Here is a 15,900-nt window from a genome sequence, read left to right on the forward strand (position 1 = left end):
AGGAAGAATATCTTGTGCAGGCAGGAGATGTTCTTCCTCTTTTTTTTATCTTTAATGAAACATGGACAGTATGGCACCTAAAGCAAAATATGGACCGTAGGCAATCGTGTCATGTCTTTTTTTTAGATGACTAAGGAGTAGCAAGATGCTGATAAAACCACCGCTGATAAAACCAAAAAATAGTGTAAACAGTAGTTTATCAATACCGAGCCAAAATCCTAGAACAAATAGCAATTTAATATCGCCGCCGCCGATGGCTCCTCTGGTAAGAATAGCTAAGATCAACAAAAGCAGACCACCGCTGCATGCCGCTAGCAGACGATTAAGAAAGAGTTCTGGTAAAAAAAATGAAAAAAAGAGCCCACAAAAGAAAAAACAATACAGAACATTGTCTAAAATAATTTGCTGTTCCAGATCCATGATGCTGATAAAAATTAAAAAGGATACAAAGATCCATAAAATTAATAAATTAAATGGGTCAACGGCAAGCGGTGCTGTTAAGATATAAGCAGCAAAAAAGAGCAAACACAAGCATGCCTCACGTTTTGCTGTCGAATGAAATAATAGCGTTGGTTTTTCTAAAATAGCACTGATAGAAGCTAGTTGAGATTGAAATAGTTCTGAACACAGCTTGCTTAAAAGGATTGTTAGAATGAAAAGCATGAAAAAGGTACTGAAATAGGAAAATTGTTCAAGCATAGGAGCCCACCTTTCGTATGAATTTGTTTTTATATAGCATAGCATTTTTGGTTAGGATTCGTATACAAAAAAATAGCAGTGACTGATATTTTAGAATATATATAATGTATTAAAGAAATGACATCTAGTCTATTAGGCTGCCAGGAATGGGGTATAGGGCATCGTTTGCTTCCTCCGTAACGCCACTCAACCCTTTACCCCATTCCTGACGATTGCCTTATCGAATATTTAATGCAACTTATATAGAAGCATATATAAATTCTTCTAACGTTGATAAGGTGCTGCAATTCATAACAATCTTTGCTTATAGGACTAAGAGCCTGGTTTTGAAATAATAAATAGATTTTTATTTTTTAAGATCATAAAAGTATTATGGTAGCTGGACTTTTATTTTGGCAATTTGTTAAAGTGTCCCGATATTGTTAATTTTTTTTTAAATTTACCTGGAGAGGCTTGTTAATTTTAGTGGAATACGCTATTATAACTATAGAAATAAAAACCGATTTAGATTATCTTGTGAATGAATTTAAATCGTGAGTTCATATGGAGCAAACTTATTGAAAGATAAGGACGCAAAGCCCTGGGTCTAAAGATTTATATCTATGATTGCCTGGCTGCATTCGTAAACTTGTACAGTATTTTAGCTGTATACTTTTTCATGCTGCCGGGCATTTTTGCGTGTCTTTCAAATTTATTTTTTATACTATAGTTTATTTGTGATTGCGTTAGGAGGATTTATTTTGCATTTGCCTGAAATACCAAAGCGTTTGCTGGAAAAGCTAGAAATGATGGCTCCAAAGCAGCTTATCATATTGGCTTTTTGTGCAAGCTTTATTGTAGGTTTATTGATTTATACATATCTATCTGGTTTAGAGACCAAACAGGATACAGCAACTGAATCGTTTACGGATGTAATTGTAGCGGCTGTTGATATCCCCGAACGAACCGTGATTCGTGAAGAAATGTTAAAGACGGTTCATATGCCCAATGAGCTTGTTCAAACCGATGCAATAAAAGATATGTCGGCAGCTGCAGGAAAAGTTGCCAAACTTAAAATTTTGCAGGGGGATTCTATTACGGCAAATAAACTGTTTGGTGATGTAACGAAAGAGGGATTTATTGCTAGTATTCCTGCCGATAAACGAGCCATCTCCATTGCTATTACGGATATAACCGGAATTTCCGGTTTTGCTAAACCGGGTGAGTATGTCGATGTTATGGTAATTGATGATAAAAAACAAAAAAATACGGTTTCAGGCGAAATGATTCTGCAAAATATATTATTGCTGGCGATTAATAAAGATAGTGATACGGTTGACAGTAAAAAAGATGACAAAAAAGATCAAATGGCTACGGCAACAATGGCTGTTTCACCGGAAGATGCAATTCGTTTGGCTGTAGCACAAACGAAAGGTACAATTTATTTGGTACTTCGTCCATTTAAACCAAAGGATAGTTTTATATTGACAACCGAAGTCGTGACTCATCAATTTGATGAAGGAACAACGGCACCACTGATGAATCAAAATGCAGCTACAAATACTTCGCCACCATTTGATTCTCGAACTGCACGGGAAAATACTCCGGCTGCAGTTCCGATGCAAGGCGCACCTGTCCAGCAGGTACCACGTGAGCAACCGATAGTGGATAGTGTAACGGTAATTCGTGGCAATACAATGAGTTCAGTAGCAGTACGATAAGGAGAAAAAAATTGATGAGGATAATGACCAACACATATAAATGTCTGTTTGTGGCAATTTGTTTTGTGTTTTACACGGTTGGTACGGTTCAGGCGGAAGGGAATCTTACGATGGATGCCAATCAATCGTTGTATCTGAATGCTGGTGCGCCGATTGATCGTATTGCTGTGGCGAACCCAGAAATTGCGGATGTTACGGTATTGTCAAAAGAAGATATGCTGGTTGTAGCAAAAAAACCGGGAACGACAACACTTTACATATGGACGATGGATGGAATCAGGCAGGAATATACCGTTACGATCCAAGATCACGATACGCAAACCTCCTTAGTGATTGCCAAGATGATCGGGTATCCAAATATTCGTGTAGAAAAAATCAGCGATAAAGTTTTACTCAAGGGTTCTGTTCTCAATCAGTTGGAAAAAAACCGGGCGGAAAAAATCGCTGAAATGTATGGAGCAAAGGTAGTTGACTTATTGGAAATGACACATCCTTCGCAAATACGACTAGAGGCGAAAATTGTTGAAATTTCAACGGATAAAGTTAAGAAGCTTGGCATACAATATGCAAATGCATCTAGTATTGATACAACTACGGGGATTGTAACGATTGGCTCGACGGGGGTTTTTGGTTTTGGGCAAACTTTTTCGAATACCAGAGATACTTCTTCTTCAAAACTTGGTGGCTATGCTGATATCAACGCAACGCTGCAGGCATTGATTACCAATGGTGACGCCAAGATTCTTTCGCAGCCAAGTATGATTACGATGAGTGGCGAAAAGGCGAATATTCTTGTCGGCGGAGAAATCCCGATTCCAACTGGAAATTCAGATGGACAAGTAACTGTAGAGTGGCGTGAGTATGGAATTAAATTAAACATTGAGCCACAGGTGGATGCGGATAATCAGATTACGAGCAAAGTGCAGGCTGAAGTGAGTAGTCTGGATAGTTCCAATGCGGTTGCTGTGAGCAGTTCCATTTCAATACCCGCCTTGCTTTCTCGTAAAGCAGAAACAGTAATTCATCTTTCTTCTGGCAGCACAATGGTAATTGGCGGGCTTTTGAGTTCAAACGAAAGTAAACAAGTACTGAAGTTTCCGTTCTTAGGAGATTTACCCATTATAGGACAGTTCTTTCGCAGTACGACTACGAGTAAATCGCATAGGGAAATTATTATCTTAGTAACGCCAACACTGGTTGATGAAACGACGCCGACAAAAATGTCGGATGAAATAAAAAAAATGCTGGAAGATAAAAAATAGTAATGACTGAATCAAAAATAAAAAGTGGTGAACGAAAGATGGCAGAAGAAATTAAAAGCGGTACGATTATGACAGTATTCAGTACAGCTTCGGCTGTAGGCAAAACCTTGCTTAGTATCAATATGACGGCAGAACTAGCAAAAAGTGGATACAAAGTCTGTGTGGTGGATTTGGACTTGCAGTTTGGCGATATTTGCAACTATCTTAATATAGCACCGCAGAAAACGATTTATGATTTTCAAAAAAATGTAGAAAATGAGAGCAGCACATTAGGATGTCAGGATTATATTACGCAGTATGAATATCAAGGGATAAGTTTTTCTGTATTGGCTGCACCACTAAAATTAGAAGAGGCTTATAATATATCAACACAAGCTGTGAGCGCAATTTTGGCAGGCCTTAGGAGCGAATATGATTATATTGTTTTGGATACGACCGCAGCTTTTAGTGAATTAAATTTGGCGGCTATGGATCTTAGTACCATTATTACGTTTGTGGGGATTGTTGATTTTATTCCAACTATCAAAAATATGAAAGTTGGTTATGACACGATGCGGAGTATTGGCTATGAAAAAAATAAGATTCGTTTTGTTTTAAATCGGAACAATTCGAAAACCCATATTGAATTACAGGACGTTGAACAATTACTGGAAGAACATTTTTACCATGTCCTGCCAAATGATTTTTTTACCGCGATTGATTCACTGCATAAAGGAGTTCCTTTGGTGATTGACCGAGATGAGACTGCTTTAGGTCGAAGTCTACAAGATTTGATTGATAAATATACAAATCGTATGCGTGAAAGTGATACACCAAATGTACCGTTATCATCTTGGATGAAAAAATTGTTTAAATAGCAAGTTGAAAGGAGCGAAAACAGATGAAAGAATATCATGTTCTGCTCGTAGAGCCAAATAACATTATGCTGGAACGATTATCCAGTGTAGTGCGAAATACGAAAGGTTTTCAACTCGTTTCTCGCTCACGTGATCCGCGAGAGGCATTGGGGCAAGGCGGGGTTTTTATGCCAAATTTGATTTTGCTTGACATTGATACCGTTGATAGTGCGCAAACTGTACTGGAATTTGTACGTGCTTTTCCGCAGACCGGAATTTTGTGCTTGAGCAACCGTTGGAATGCACAGGTTGCCAGTGATGTGGTCAAAGCGGGTGCAAAAGGTTATTTAATTAAGCCTTTTACAACAGATGAGCTTACCTCTGCCGTCAATACTTTTGGGAACAGTGGTATGGGGGTAATGAGTGAAGTAATGACATTTTTCAGTCCGAAAGGGAAAAGCGGGAAGACGACATTGATTGCGAATCTAGCGATGGCCTTGGCGAAAAAAAGTGGACAAAACGTGGCGATTATTGATGCTGATTTGCAATTTGGGGATATGGCCGTATTTTTTAACTTGGATCCGCAAAGTACAATTGTCGAAACAACACGCGATATTAAGCTTTTATCACCGATTACACTAAATTCTTATTTTACGCCGATTACAGATAGCGTTCGTGTTCTATGTGGGACTAAACGTCCTGAATTTGCGGAGGATGTGAGTCCTAAAGCCTTTGCTGAGATGATTACGATGGCTCGCAGCTTATTTCGTTATATTTTGATTGACGTTCCGCCAGCTTTTAATCCAATTTCCGTGACCGCTGCCGAATCAGCAGATAAAGTTTATTTGGTTTCGATGGTTAGCGGTGGTTATGAAGTAAATCACATGCAGCGAGCGCTGGATATTTTTAAGGTGTGGCCTGATTATGAGAGCAAAGTGAGGACGATTTTTACGAGAGTTGAACCTTGCGAAAAACAAGAACAGGATAAATTAGAAAAGTCCTTGCAATATCCGATTTGTAGTATTTTACCAAATGAATATTTACTTGTTTCGGCGGCGGCCAATAATGGCCGGATGGCCGTCGATATTAAACCGGAGTCACCTCTGGCGCGAAGTATTGATCAATTGGCAGCCAAGATTTGTGGCAGACACTACCAGGTGAGTTAGCGATGGGTATTGTAGCTTTTCTCAGTGGTATGCTGGTATTTGTAATTCTTCTCATGTGTATTGCAGTTTTGTCACGAGAAAAAATAAAGCTGACACGTAAGGTTCGCAGTTATACCGGGCCTGTAACCATAGAACGGTCTATGAAAAAAAAGATAGATTACCTAGGAATGTGGATGAATTTTATTCGCTATGTTGGTCTTAGATTACAAATGCTGCCCAAATTGAAAAATTTTGATAGTAAAATGCAGCAGGCAGGGCTGTCCTTGTTAGGGTCTGAATTTTTAGCTGCCGTTTGTACGGTTTCCTTACTGTCAGGTGTCTTAGGTATGATGCTGACAATGCATCTGGAGTATGCGGCTTTTATTAGTATAGGTGTGGCAGCCGCTTGCTTTTGTTATTTAAATATCCTTATTTCGCACCGCAAACAAGCTTTCAGTAACCAATTGGGGGATGTTTTATCCATGATGTCGAATGCTATGCGCTCCGGGTTTAGTTTTATGCAGGCAATGGATTTGATTGCGAAAGAAATGAAACCACCCGTTTCGGTTGAATTTTCTAAGGCAATTGCAGAAATTCAGCTTGGGGCTGATACTGAAACAGCACTTTTGAATATTGGGAAACGGATCGAGAGTTCTGATATGGACCTTGTGATAACGGCGGTACTCATCCAACGCCAAGTTGGCGGGAATTTAGCACAAATTCTGGATACAATAGCCGCGACAATTAATGAACGTATCAAAATGAAGCGCGAAATTAAAACTTTAACGGCGCAGGGACGCTTGTCTAGCTGGGTGCTGGCAGCTTTGCCGGTTGCTGTTGCAGGCTTAGCATCTGTGATGAATCCGCAGTACCTCGATCCTTTTTTTGATGAACCCATTGGCCGTATCTGTTTAGCTGGTGCAATTATATCGGAACTGATAGGTTTTTGGGTTATTCGCAAAATTGTTGATATCGATGTTTAAAACCTACTGAACGGGTTTTTACATAAAAAAATAAAAAGGAGAATGTTTATGTTAACGTATTGGACTTATTTTAAGGCACGTTATTTAAGTGAAAAAGGTCAGGGCATGGTTGAATATGCGGTTGTTGTTGGGATCGTTGTTGCGATTGGTGTTGCAGTAGCTGCAAATAATAATGCGGCAATTGCTACAGCTATCCAAAATCTTTATACGAATGTATTTAATAGAGCAGCAGCTCGTATTACTGCTAACTAAATTGCCTTATAAAGCGGTCTCTTTTTTGAGAGATCGCTTTATAATATAAAAGGAAGGAGCGATGGATATCATGCTAAAACAAATCAAGAACGAACGTGGGCAGGCTATCATTGAATTTGCACTTATTTTACCATTTTTTATTTTTATGTTGTGTGCTTTCGCCTACTTAGCAATGTTTTTCCATGATTATCTCACTTTAACGGAGATGACTCGTGATATTGCCCGGCGGCAATCGGTTGGCATTTCACTTGATTCGATTAAAAAAGATTATAAGGGGCAAGTATTTTTAACGGATTTTTATGTTTTTGATCCAAACACTGGTATTCAAATCACAACAGTGCCGGAAGATAATACGAATACGAGTGCGGGATCGGCTGTTGAGGTTACTTTACAGGCTGCGTTACAAGCGCAGGAGGGAAGTTACTGGAAAAAGGTATTGCCAGCGACCATTTCTTCCTTATTGGTGATGCACAAGGAGGGGTGATTATGTTATTATTTGAACGATTAGGGAAAAAAAATGGTATGGAGGAACGTCAAGCAATTTTTGCGGGCAGAAAAGGCAGCTCCATGGAAGGACAATATCAAGATTTAAAACTCGAAATTCATCGGCGAATTGTTGATGAAATGAATATTGAGCAGCAACAGATTTTGACAAGCGGGCAGCGTGATCATCGTGAAATTGAAATCATTATTGCAGGATATTGTAAACGTGTTTTGGATGAGCATCCATTTGCTGTTCCCCGGGCTGATCAAACGGGTATTGTGGCGGATATTCTTGATGAAATGTTGGGATTGGGACCGATTGAACCATTGCTAAAAGATGAAACGGTTACAGAAATCATGATTAATGGTCCCAAACATGTATTTGTTGAACGTATGGGGAAATTGCATCTTACAAAAGTGCAATTTCATGATGATGGACATCTTATGAATATCATTGAACGAATTATTGCACCGCTCGGGCGTCGGATTGATGAAAGTTCGCCTTTAGTGGATGCAAGGCTGGAAGACGGGTCACGGGTCAATATCATCATTCCTCCTTTGTCGCTCATAGGTCCCTGCGTGACGATACGTAAATTCACCAAAGATCCACTGACTGTCGAAAATTTGATTGGTTTTGGTTCTTTGAGTGAGGATATGGCAGCTTTTTTAAGAGCTTGTATAGCAGCAAGACTCAATATTGTTGTTTCTGGCGGGACTGGTTCAGGCAAGACCACGACACTGAATGTCTTATCGTCTTTTATTCCAAGCGATGAACGTATTGTTACGATTGAAGATGCCGCAGAACTAAGGCTTATGCAGGAGCATGTAGTGACATTGGAAAGTCGACCTGCTAATATTGAAGGGTCCGGGTTGATTACAATTCGTGATTTGGTACGAAATGCTTTGCGTATGCGTCCTGATCGTATTGTTGTGGGTGAAGTGCGTTCTGGTGAAGCCTTAGATATGCTTCAGGCGATGAATACAGGACATGATGGTTCGTTAACTACGGCACATGCCAATACGCCGCGTGATGTTTTGAGTCGCTTGGAAACGATGGTGCTTATGGCAGGTATGGATTTGCCCGTCAGGGCTATTCGCGAACAGATTTCTTCCGCAGTGGATCTCATTATTCAGCAGTCAAGAATTAGAGATGGCAGCCGGAAAATTACATATATTACAGAGGTTCAAAAGATGGAGGGGGATGTTATTATTCTCCAGGATTTATTCCGGTTTGTTCAAACTGGCATTGATGAAAAAAACAAAGTTTTGGGGGCTTTTGAATCAACAGGCATGCGCCCTAAATTTATGGAAAAGTTTGAGATGAATGGAATTCAGATGCCAAAAAATTTATTCGTTTCAGATCATAATGGAACGAATGAAACAGAGTGGAGGTAATGCTATGGCTTTATGGATTGCTTTGATGAGTGGTTTATTCTTGTTTTTCTTTTTTTATGTATTGGTGGTTACTAAAATTGCCCCGAAAACGCAGGTGAAAGAGCGTGTGCAGCGACTACGGCAAGCTTCGATTTTAGCAGAACAAGGGCCATTTGCATCAGAAAAAGCAGACAAACCATCACCTTTCAGTTTTGTTTGGGAGATGGTTCATCAAATGGAAGAAGTGATCATTCGCTTCGTACCGCAACGGGTTTACCAGACTGTCGCTGAACGAATTTTGCAAGCGGGGAAACAACATATTTGGAATGTGAATGATTGGGTTTGTTTGTTGCTGATAGTATCGCTGTTTTCTGTTCTTTTTATGTCGTTTTTTGCTTTTTTTGTAATGAATCTGTCTTTTTTACAAGGGATTACATTGGTCTTTTCATCGGCTCTGATCGGAGGAGGATTGCCACTTGTTTTTTTTGATTCACTGATTGCAAAGCGGCGTAAAAAAATCATAAGGCAGTTGCCAGAAGTGCTGGATTTGCTTTGTGTAAGTGTAGAAGCTGGATTGTCTTTTGATGGTGCAATGGCAAAGGTAGTGGAACGAATGCAAGGACCTTTGATTGAGGAGTGCCAAAAAATGTTGCGGGATATTCGTATGGGAATGACACGGCGAATGGCTCTAACGAATATGTCAGACCGATGTGGCAGACCAGAAGTATATCTTTTTACAGCGGCGGTTATTCAAGCTGATCGCTTAGGTGTTAGTATGGGGAAAACTTTACTCATTCAGTCGGAAAATATGCGTGAACGAAGAAGACAGACCGTCAAGGAACAGGCATTGAAGGCGCCTGTTAAGATATTATTGCCTCTGGCGATATTCATTTTTCCAGTATTATTTATGGTCGTTCTGTTACCAACCGTTTTTTCCATTCTGCATAATTTAACGGTGATGTCGAAATGAAAAGTTTTTATAAAATCATGCCACAAAACTTTCACGACAACGTAATGAATATTGTGGTTGCCGATACTTTTTGGCAGCGCTTCAAAGGACTTATCGGAACATCGTTTTTACCGGAAACAGAGGGGCTTCTGCTTTGCAAATGTAATAGTATTCATATGTTTGGCATGTTGTATGCACTGGATATTATTTATCTTGATAAAGATGGTGTGATTTTGAAAGTGGTAGAAAATATCAAACCGTTTCAAGTGAGCTGTTGTTGGAATGCGCAGGATACCTTAGAAGTCAAAAGTGGCACGATCAAACAGATCGGCTGGAAGATTGGCGAAAAATTAAAATGGCAAAAATAAAGAGCGAAATCGCTATGATTTCGCTCTTTATTTTATTCGACCAGGCTTACGGCATTGCCGTTACTAGAACCGGAGGTGGAACCTTTGGAGTTTTTATAGGTTATATTACCATTGCCGAGGTTTAAATTTTGTGCGATAAGATAACCATCCAATGTTTCTGGTCCGCCGCCCTGAATTGTTATACTGCCCTTTGGTGCTAGCATATTAACATGAAGAAGGGGGTTGCTTTGTGGGCTATTATTAATTGTGATATTGCCATTCAATGAAATCAAGGTGATTGTTGCGGTCGGATCAAAGGTTACACTTGTAAAACTTAGGTTCATATCACTGGTGGTGACAATAACAAGATCATTCTTAACGATACCACTGTTGCCATAGGGGCCTGAAATAATATTTGTGTATGATAAGCTTCCGTTTACATAAAGTGGTGTGGTTGCGGCTAGGGCGTTGATTGCACTACCGCCAGCAGCACTTGCAATATTGTTGGAAGAAAATGTGTTGGCTGTATTGGTTAGAGAAGTAATTTTAGCCGCTATCACAGGATTATTTGCAGTAATATCAATTGTTGGAGTACCGTAGGTAAAGTCCGAAGTGAAGACTTGATTTGCTGGCTTATTTAGACCACCAATATTGTATTGTCGTGCGGAGATTGAAATGGGGGCATTGATTTGTATGCCCCCGCTGGGGAGGTTATCACTTCCATAGCCATTTTCACTGTTTCTATCAAATTGAAAAGTACCATTTACATGAATTGGTCCCTTAAAGACCTCATTACCCGAACCGTATTGGCCTAATAGATAAAAAGTTCCGGTTCCACCAGATATGATACTATGATCAAAAATACCTGGTGTGTTACCGGTAGAGGCCGCAATTGCATGAACCGTGAGTGTGAAGGGCGGAATGATATTCGTTCCTAGAATATCCTGAAAATATTTAAAGAATAATAACGGTGCATCTTTATTGATATCGACACGGATTTTTTTTGTTGTTCCATCGGTGAGAAATGTAATCTGGCCATCGGGAATGGTTTCACCATTTTTTTTGCCGTAATTTTGCGCCAAGGATTTTGCGGCAGACTCACTTGTTTGCAGTTGACTGGCTCCAGCTAATGCCGCGGCATCGGCAATGTTTTGCATATGGGAGCGCTGGACATAAAGAGCGCCAACATCGACAGCAATGGCACTGCTTAGTAGTAAAAATGGGATTGTAATAGCCATTAGAATGAAGACAGAACCTTTTTGTTTGAAACGAAGAAAATTCATGGAATAGTCTCCTTACATGTTGAGATTAAAATATAATAAATATAACAATTTATTATACAATGGAAGAGACGGCTGTTTCAAGGCAGGCAAGGGATATTTAATAAAAATGGGGACGATTTTCTAGATGGTGGCACCACCGGTATATCGGAACAATGTACTCTGTATACATAACTGGATTTTATTGCAAAAATCACGTTAGATTGTTATGATATATTGTATCAACATGAGAAAAAAGTTAATTGCTTGCTTTGAATGTGTGGGTGTGAAAAAATGGATACGTTTATTCAGCAAAGAAGCTGCCGAGACTCAGTTGAGAGTTTTGATGGCTTCTTTTTGTTTTTTTGCGGTATCGAAAGAAGAGGTGTAGACATTGATTAAATTAGAGAATATCCATAAGTATTTTGGTGAACTACATGTACTTCATGGTGTAAATCTGGAAGTAGCCGAAGGTGAGAAAGTAGTTATTATTGGACCAAGTGGTTCGGGGAAAAGTACGCTCATTCGTTGCATCAATCTTTTAGAAAAACCGGAAGAGGGCAGTGTGGTGGTCGATGAGGTTAATCTTCTTACGACACCGGCCGCGGTAGCGAAAGTACGACAATCTATGGGGATGGTGTTCCAACAGTTTAACTTATATCCGCATATGACCGTTTTAGAAAATTTGATTTTGGCACCGATCAAATTAAAGGGCATCAGCAAAGATGAAGCCATTGCTTCAGGGCTTCTTTATTTAGATCGTGTGGGACTTCAAGATAAGGCCAATGCTTATCCAGCGCAGCTTTCAGGCGGTCAGCAGCAGCGGGTTGCTATTGCGAGAGCTTTGAATATGAAACCGAAAATTATGTTGTTTGACGAACCAACTTCGGCGCTGGACCCGGAAATGATTCAGGAAGTTCTGGATGTTATGATTGCTTTGGCGGGTGAGGGAATAACGATGGTTGTCGTAACGCATGAAATGGGTTTTGCCCGTAAAGTAGCCGATCGTGTGATTTTTATGGCCGATGGTGAGATTATAGAACAAAATACACCAGAGGAATTTTTCACGAACCCTAAGCATAATCGTACCAGACAGTTTTTAAGCAGAATTGCTCATGCAGTATAATTTTAGCAAATGAAGGGTGGAATTATTATGAAAAAGATTATTACGTTAGTACTTAGTTTGATTATGGGACTTAGTTTGGTATTTGCTGCTGGTTGTGGCAGTGATCCGGCTCCAACAGCTTCTTCGGGAAGCGGGGATGCACCAGATATTAAAGCGGTAAAAGATCGCGGCGTTTTGAAAATTGGTGTTAAAGTGGATGTACCAAAATTTGGGTTTAAAGATCCGAATACCGGCAAAGTAGACGGGATGGAAATTGACTTGGCGCGTGCTTTAGCTAAAAAAATCTTAGGTGACGAAAGTAAAATTGAAGTACAGCCAGTTACCGCTAAGACGCGTGGACCGCTTTTGGATAATGGCGAAGTTGATTTTGTAATCGCTACCTTTACGATTACAGAAGAACGTAAACAAAGCTATAATTTTTCTGATCCATATTTTGAAGATGGTGTAGCTTTGATGGTGAAAAAAGATACAGGCATTACAGATTTAGCTGGTTTGAATGGCAAAAAAATTGGGGTTGCGCAAAGTGCAACGAGCAAACAGGCTTTAATGGATGAAATCAAGAAACAAAATCTGAAAATTGATATCCTTGAATTTGGAACATATCCGGAAATAAAAACGGCGCTTGATTCTGGACGTATTGATTGTTTTTCAGTCGATGGTGCGATTCTTGCCGGTTATTTAGATGATACAACGGTCATCTTACCAGCTCGTTACAGCCCACAATTATATGGTGTTGCGGCTAAAAAAGGGAATGAAGGTTTAACAAAAGTTGCAAATGATACCATTGCAGATATGAAATCTTCAGGTGAATTGGATAAAATTTTGACAAAATGGGGCTTGAAATAAATGCCGGGTCCCTTTGCCCTATTTAAGTGGCAGGCAGTTTTACGAGATTGGCAGGTATTTGCTGAAGGATTTGGTATGACGATTCTCGTTTCTGTTTTGGCCTTGGTCTTGGCTTTAGTCCTGGGTATTTTATTTGGGATGATGGGTACGGCGCAGACAAAGCCGCTTCGTTATTTAAATCGGATTTATGTAGAATTTATCCAAAATACACCATTAGTTATTCAGATTTTCTTTCTATATAATGGCTTGCCTTATTTAGGTGTTATGCTGCCTGTATTTTGGGTAGGAATGCTGGGAATTGGTGTGTATCATGGAGCCTATGTTGCCGAAGTTGTGCGGGCGGGGATTTTATCAACACCCAAAGGACAGTTTGAAGCAGCATATGCGCAGGGCTTTTCGTATTGGGGGGCGATGCGGTATGTGATTTTGCCACAGGCAAAACGGATGGCGTATCCACCGCTTACGAATCTTGCAGTTAATCTTATTAAAAACACTTCCGTTATGGCAATGGTTGCGGGTGGAGAACTTATGTACCATGCAGATTCCTGGGCCAGTTCCAATTTGTATTACGGTCCGGCTTATGTTATTACGGGGCTTTTATATATTGCACTTTGCTTGCCGCTGGCAACCTATGCAAAATATTTGGAACGTCGGTTGGAGGTGTCGGCATGAGTGAACTTTTTCAACCAGGAGTGTTATTGTTTTTAGGACAGGGGTTGCTGACGACCATCTATATAGCGTCGGCCTCGATTGTACTCAGTTTGGTCTTTGGTATTTTGCTTGGTGTTTTACGATTTCAAGGAAAATGGCCGGGTTATATGGCGGCGACTTATATTGAAATCATCAGAAACACCCCGTTGCTTTTGTTTATCTTGGCATTTCGTTTTATGACGCCTTTGCCACCGGTTCAGGCTGGTGTAGCAGCCATGACGGTGTTCACAACGGCGATTATTGCTGAAATTGTCCGTGGTGGTTTGAAATCAATTCATAAGGGACAATGGGAAGCAGCGACGGCACAAGGGTTTAGTACGTGGTCTATTTTGCGGCATATTGTTTTGCCGCAGGCTTTGCGAAATGTAATTCCGCCGCTCGTTTCCCAGTGTACGACGGTCATCAAGGATACTTCGTTTGTTTGGGCGGTTGGGATTGAAGATCTAACTGGCAAAGGGATGATTATTATGGGACGTTATGGTACGACCGAACAAGTTTTTACGTTGTTTGGCATGATTGCCGCAACTTATTTTATTATGAATTATGCTATTTCGGTTTATGCACGGCGGGTGCAGCATAAAATGATTTGTAAAAGTTATTGACGGAAAAGGTGGGCTGTCTCAAATTTTGAGACAGCCCATTTTCGCTTTCTACAAATAACAGGGGACGCTTTTGTGCGTGATAAAATTGACAGAATCAACTTTTTCTTGTATACTTAAGACAACACTATTAGCAGTCAACGACGGTGAGTGCTAATGCCATATTGTAGTTTGACCGCCTAGGGGTACTAGATTAAGTGTGCGCATGACTCGTTTACACATACGATCCAATATCTTGCAGGGCGGTTTTTTTATTCGAACATAGATAGCACCGTTAACAGTGAAATAGAAAAAGGAGTGCTTCTTATGAGAAAAGGGAAATTTACAACGAAATTAAAAAATGATGATAATACTTTTAAAGAACTTTTTCGCAGGCATGCGAATAATCCGATTTTAACAGCAGATAATTGGACTTATCCAGTGCATTCTGTATTTAATCCAGGGGCAACTATATTTGAAGGTAAAGTACTTTTGTTGGTACGGGTGGAAGATCGTCGAGGATTTTCACATTTAACAACGGCGATTAGTGACAATGGAATCGACCATTGGCAAATCGATAGTATACCGACTATGGAACCCGATATTTATGATCATCCGGAAGAACTATGGGGCATTGAAGATCCGCGTATTTCTCGTTTGGAGTCCTTAGGAAAATGGGCGATTACCTATACAGCTTTTTCACAAAGCGGTCCGCTGGTGTCCTTGGCATTAACCGAAGATTTTAAAACATTTTCTCGGCTGGGAGCGATTACGAGCGGGGAAGATAAAGATGCAGCACTTTTCCCGCGGCGCATTAATGATAAATGGGTTTTGATTCATCGACCGATTGTTGCAAGCTATGTAGCAGGTGCTCATATCTGGCTTTCTTATTCGGATGATCTTTCTCATTGGAGCGACCAGCAGGTTTTGATGCATGCACGCTCTGGCGGTTGGTGGGACAGTGGAAAAATTGGGCTATCAGCACCACCGTTAGAAACCCCTCAGGGATGGCTGCTTTTGTATCATGGCGTACGGCAAACTGGGTCGGGTTGTTTGTATCGACTCGGACTTGCTTTGCTTGATTTAGAAAACCCCTTAAAAGTATTGCATCGCAGCGATGAGTGGATTTTTGGACCGGAAATGCCTTATGAAACACAAGGCGATGTTGCAAATGTAGTATTTTCTTGTGGCTGGGTGTTGGATGAAAAAACAGGGGTTATCAGAATCTATTATGGCGGTGCCGATACTTGTATTGCATTGGCTACAAGTACAATCGGCGAGTTGTTAGAATATATCTGCCGCTGTCCGGAACCGTCACATGGTGATTTTTATTAATAGACGGAAATTTTG

The 15,900-nt window shown here is 40.2% G+C and carries 17 protein-coding genes and 1 riboswitch; of the genes, 15 read left to right on the forward strand and 2 right to left on the reverse strand.

Annotation, left to right across the window (positions count from 1 at the left end; all coding sequences use genetic code 11):
* Positions 1-51 precede the first annotated feature (51 nt).
* Positions 52-699: a prepilin peptidase gene (locus tag F606_RS0110215; protein WP_019553786.1), complete on the reverse strand. Its 648-nt coding sequence runs from the start codon at positions 697-699 to the stop codon at positions 52-54.
* 537 nt (positions 700-1,236) lie between these two features.
* Positions 1,237-1,321, forward strand: a riboswitch (cyclic di-GMP riboswitch).
* Positions 1,322-1,439: 118 nt separating this feature from the next.
* Here F606_RS0110215 and cpaB point away from each other — a divergent pair.
* The 10 genes from cpaB (at position 1,440) to F606_RS0110265 (ending at position 10,051) form a co-directional block, all read left to right on the forward strand.
* Complete coding sequence (gene cpaB / locus F606_RS0110220; protein WP_019553787.1) at positions 1,440-2,399, forward strand: Flp pilus assembly protein CpaB; 960 nt, start codon at positions 1,440-1,442, stop codon at positions 2,397-2,399.
* Positions 2,400-2,413: 14 nt separating this feature from the next.
* Positions 2,414-3,661, forward strand: a complete 1,248-nt coding sequence (locus F606_RS0110225; protein ID WP_019553788.1) for a type II and III secretion system protein family protein — start codon at positions 2,414-2,416, stop codon at positions 3,659-3,661.
* Positions 3,662-3,663: 2 nt separating this feature from the next.
* A complete protein-coding gene (locus tag F606_RS0110230) occupies positions 3,664-4,518 on the forward strand; it encodes a CpaE/TadZ family protein (RefSeq protein WP_019553789.1) in 855 nt (284 codons plus the stop codon).
* Positions 4,519-4,541: 23 nt separating this feature from the next.
* On the forward strand, positions 4,542-5,663 hold the full coding sequence (locus tag F606_RS0110235) for a CpaE/TadZ family protein (protein WP_019553790.1): 1,122 nt from the start codon (positions 4,542-4,544) through the stop codon (positions 5,661-5,663).
* A gap of 2 nt (positions 5,664-5,665) precedes the next feature.
* On the forward strand, positions 5,666-6,625 hold the full coding sequence (locus F606_RS0110240; protein WP_019553791.1) for a type II secretion system F family protein: 960 nt from the start codon (positions 5,666-5,668) through the stop codon (positions 6,623-6,625).
* A gap of 48 nt (positions 6,626-6,673) precedes the next feature.
* Positions 6,674-6,877, forward strand: coding sequence for a hypothetical protein (locus F606_RS0110245; protein WP_019553792.1), 204 nt, complete (start codon positions 6,674-6,676; stop codon positions 6,875-6,877).
* Positions 6,878-6,947: 70 nt separating this feature from the next.
* Positions 6,948-7,361 (forward strand): TadE/TadG family type IV pilus assembly protein, encoded by a 414-nt coding sequence (locus F606_RS0110250; RefSeq protein WP_019553793.1) that lies wholly within the window; start codon positions 6,948-6,950, stop codon positions 7,359-7,361.
* A gap of 2 nt (positions 7,362-7,363) precedes the next feature.
* A complete protein-coding gene (locus tag F606_RS0110255) occupies positions 7,364-8,755 on the forward strand; it encodes a TadA family conjugal transfer-associated ATPase (protein ID WP_019553794.1) in 1,392 nt (463 codons plus the stop codon).
* 4 nt (positions 8,756-8,759) lie between these two features.
* Positions 8,760-9,704 carry a type II secretion system F family protein gene (locus F606_RS0110260; RefSeq protein ID WP_019553795.1) on the forward strand — a complete coding sequence of 315 codons (945 nt, stop codon included), beginning with the start codon at positions 8,760-8,762 and terminating at the stop codon, positions 9,702-9,704.
* Entirely contained in the window at positions 9,701-10,051 is a 351-nt protein-coding gene (locus F606_RS0110265; RefSeq protein WP_019553796.1) for a DUF192 domain-containing protein, read from the forward strand. The genes F606_RS0110260 and F606_RS0110265 overlap by 4 nt, the downstream gene beginning before the upstream one ends.
* Positions 10,052-10,083: 32 nt before the next feature.
* On the opposite strand, the gene F606_RS0110270 is transcribed toward F606_RS0110265, so the two are convergent.
* Positions 10,084-11,313 (reverse strand): pilus assembly protein TadG-related protein, encoded by a 1,230-nt coding sequence (locus tag F606_RS0110270; RefSeq protein WP_019553797.1) that lies wholly within the window; start codon positions 11,311-11,313, stop codon positions 10,084-10,086.
* A gap of 370 nt (positions 11,314-11,683) precedes the next feature.
* Here F606_RS0110270 and F606_RS0110275 point away from each other — a divergent pair, with 370 nt between their 5' ends.
* From F606_RS0110275 to F606_RS0110295, 5 genes are all read left to right on the forward strand, one after another.
* Positions 11,684-12,415, forward strand: a complete 732-nt coding sequence (locus F606_RS0110275; protein WP_019553798.1) for an amino acid ABC transporter ATP-binding protein — start codon at positions 11,684-11,686, stop codon at positions 12,413-12,415.
* Between the two features lie 27 nt (positions 12,416-12,442).
* The gene (locus F606_RS0110280; RefSeq protein WP_019553799.1) at positions 12,443-13,261 is read left to right on the forward strand and encodes a transporter substrate-binding domain-containing protein; all 819 of its coding nucleotides are present in this window, start codon (positions 12,443-12,445) and stop codon (positions 13,259-13,261) included.
* Complete coding sequence (locus F606_RS0110285; protein WP_019553800.1) at positions 13,262-13,933, forward strand: amino acid ABC transporter permease; 672 nt, start codon at positions 13,262-13,264, stop codon at positions 13,931-13,933.
* The gene (locus F606_RS0110290; RefSeq protein ID WP_019553801.1) at positions 13,930-14,574 is read left to right on the forward strand and encodes an amino acid ABC transporter permease; all 645 of its coding nucleotides are present in this window, start codon (positions 13,930-13,932) and stop codon (positions 14,572-14,574) included. Before F606_RS0110285 ends, F606_RS0110290 begins: the two co-directional genes overlap by 4 nt.
* A gap of 303 nt (positions 14,575-14,877) precedes the next feature.
* Entirely contained in the window at positions 14,878-15,885 is a 1,008-nt protein-coding gene (locus tag F606_RS0110295) for a glycoside hydrolase family 130 protein (RefSeq protein WP_019553802.1), read from the forward strand.
* Positions 15,886-15,900: the final 15 nt, after the last annotated feature.

Origin of the sequence: Propionispira raffinosivorans DSM 20765, from assembly GCF_000381065.1 — a bacterium.
In the GTDB taxonomy this organism is placed as follows: Bacteria; Bacillota; Negativicutes; order Selenomonadales; family Selenomonadaceae; genus Propionispira; species Propionispira raffinosivorans.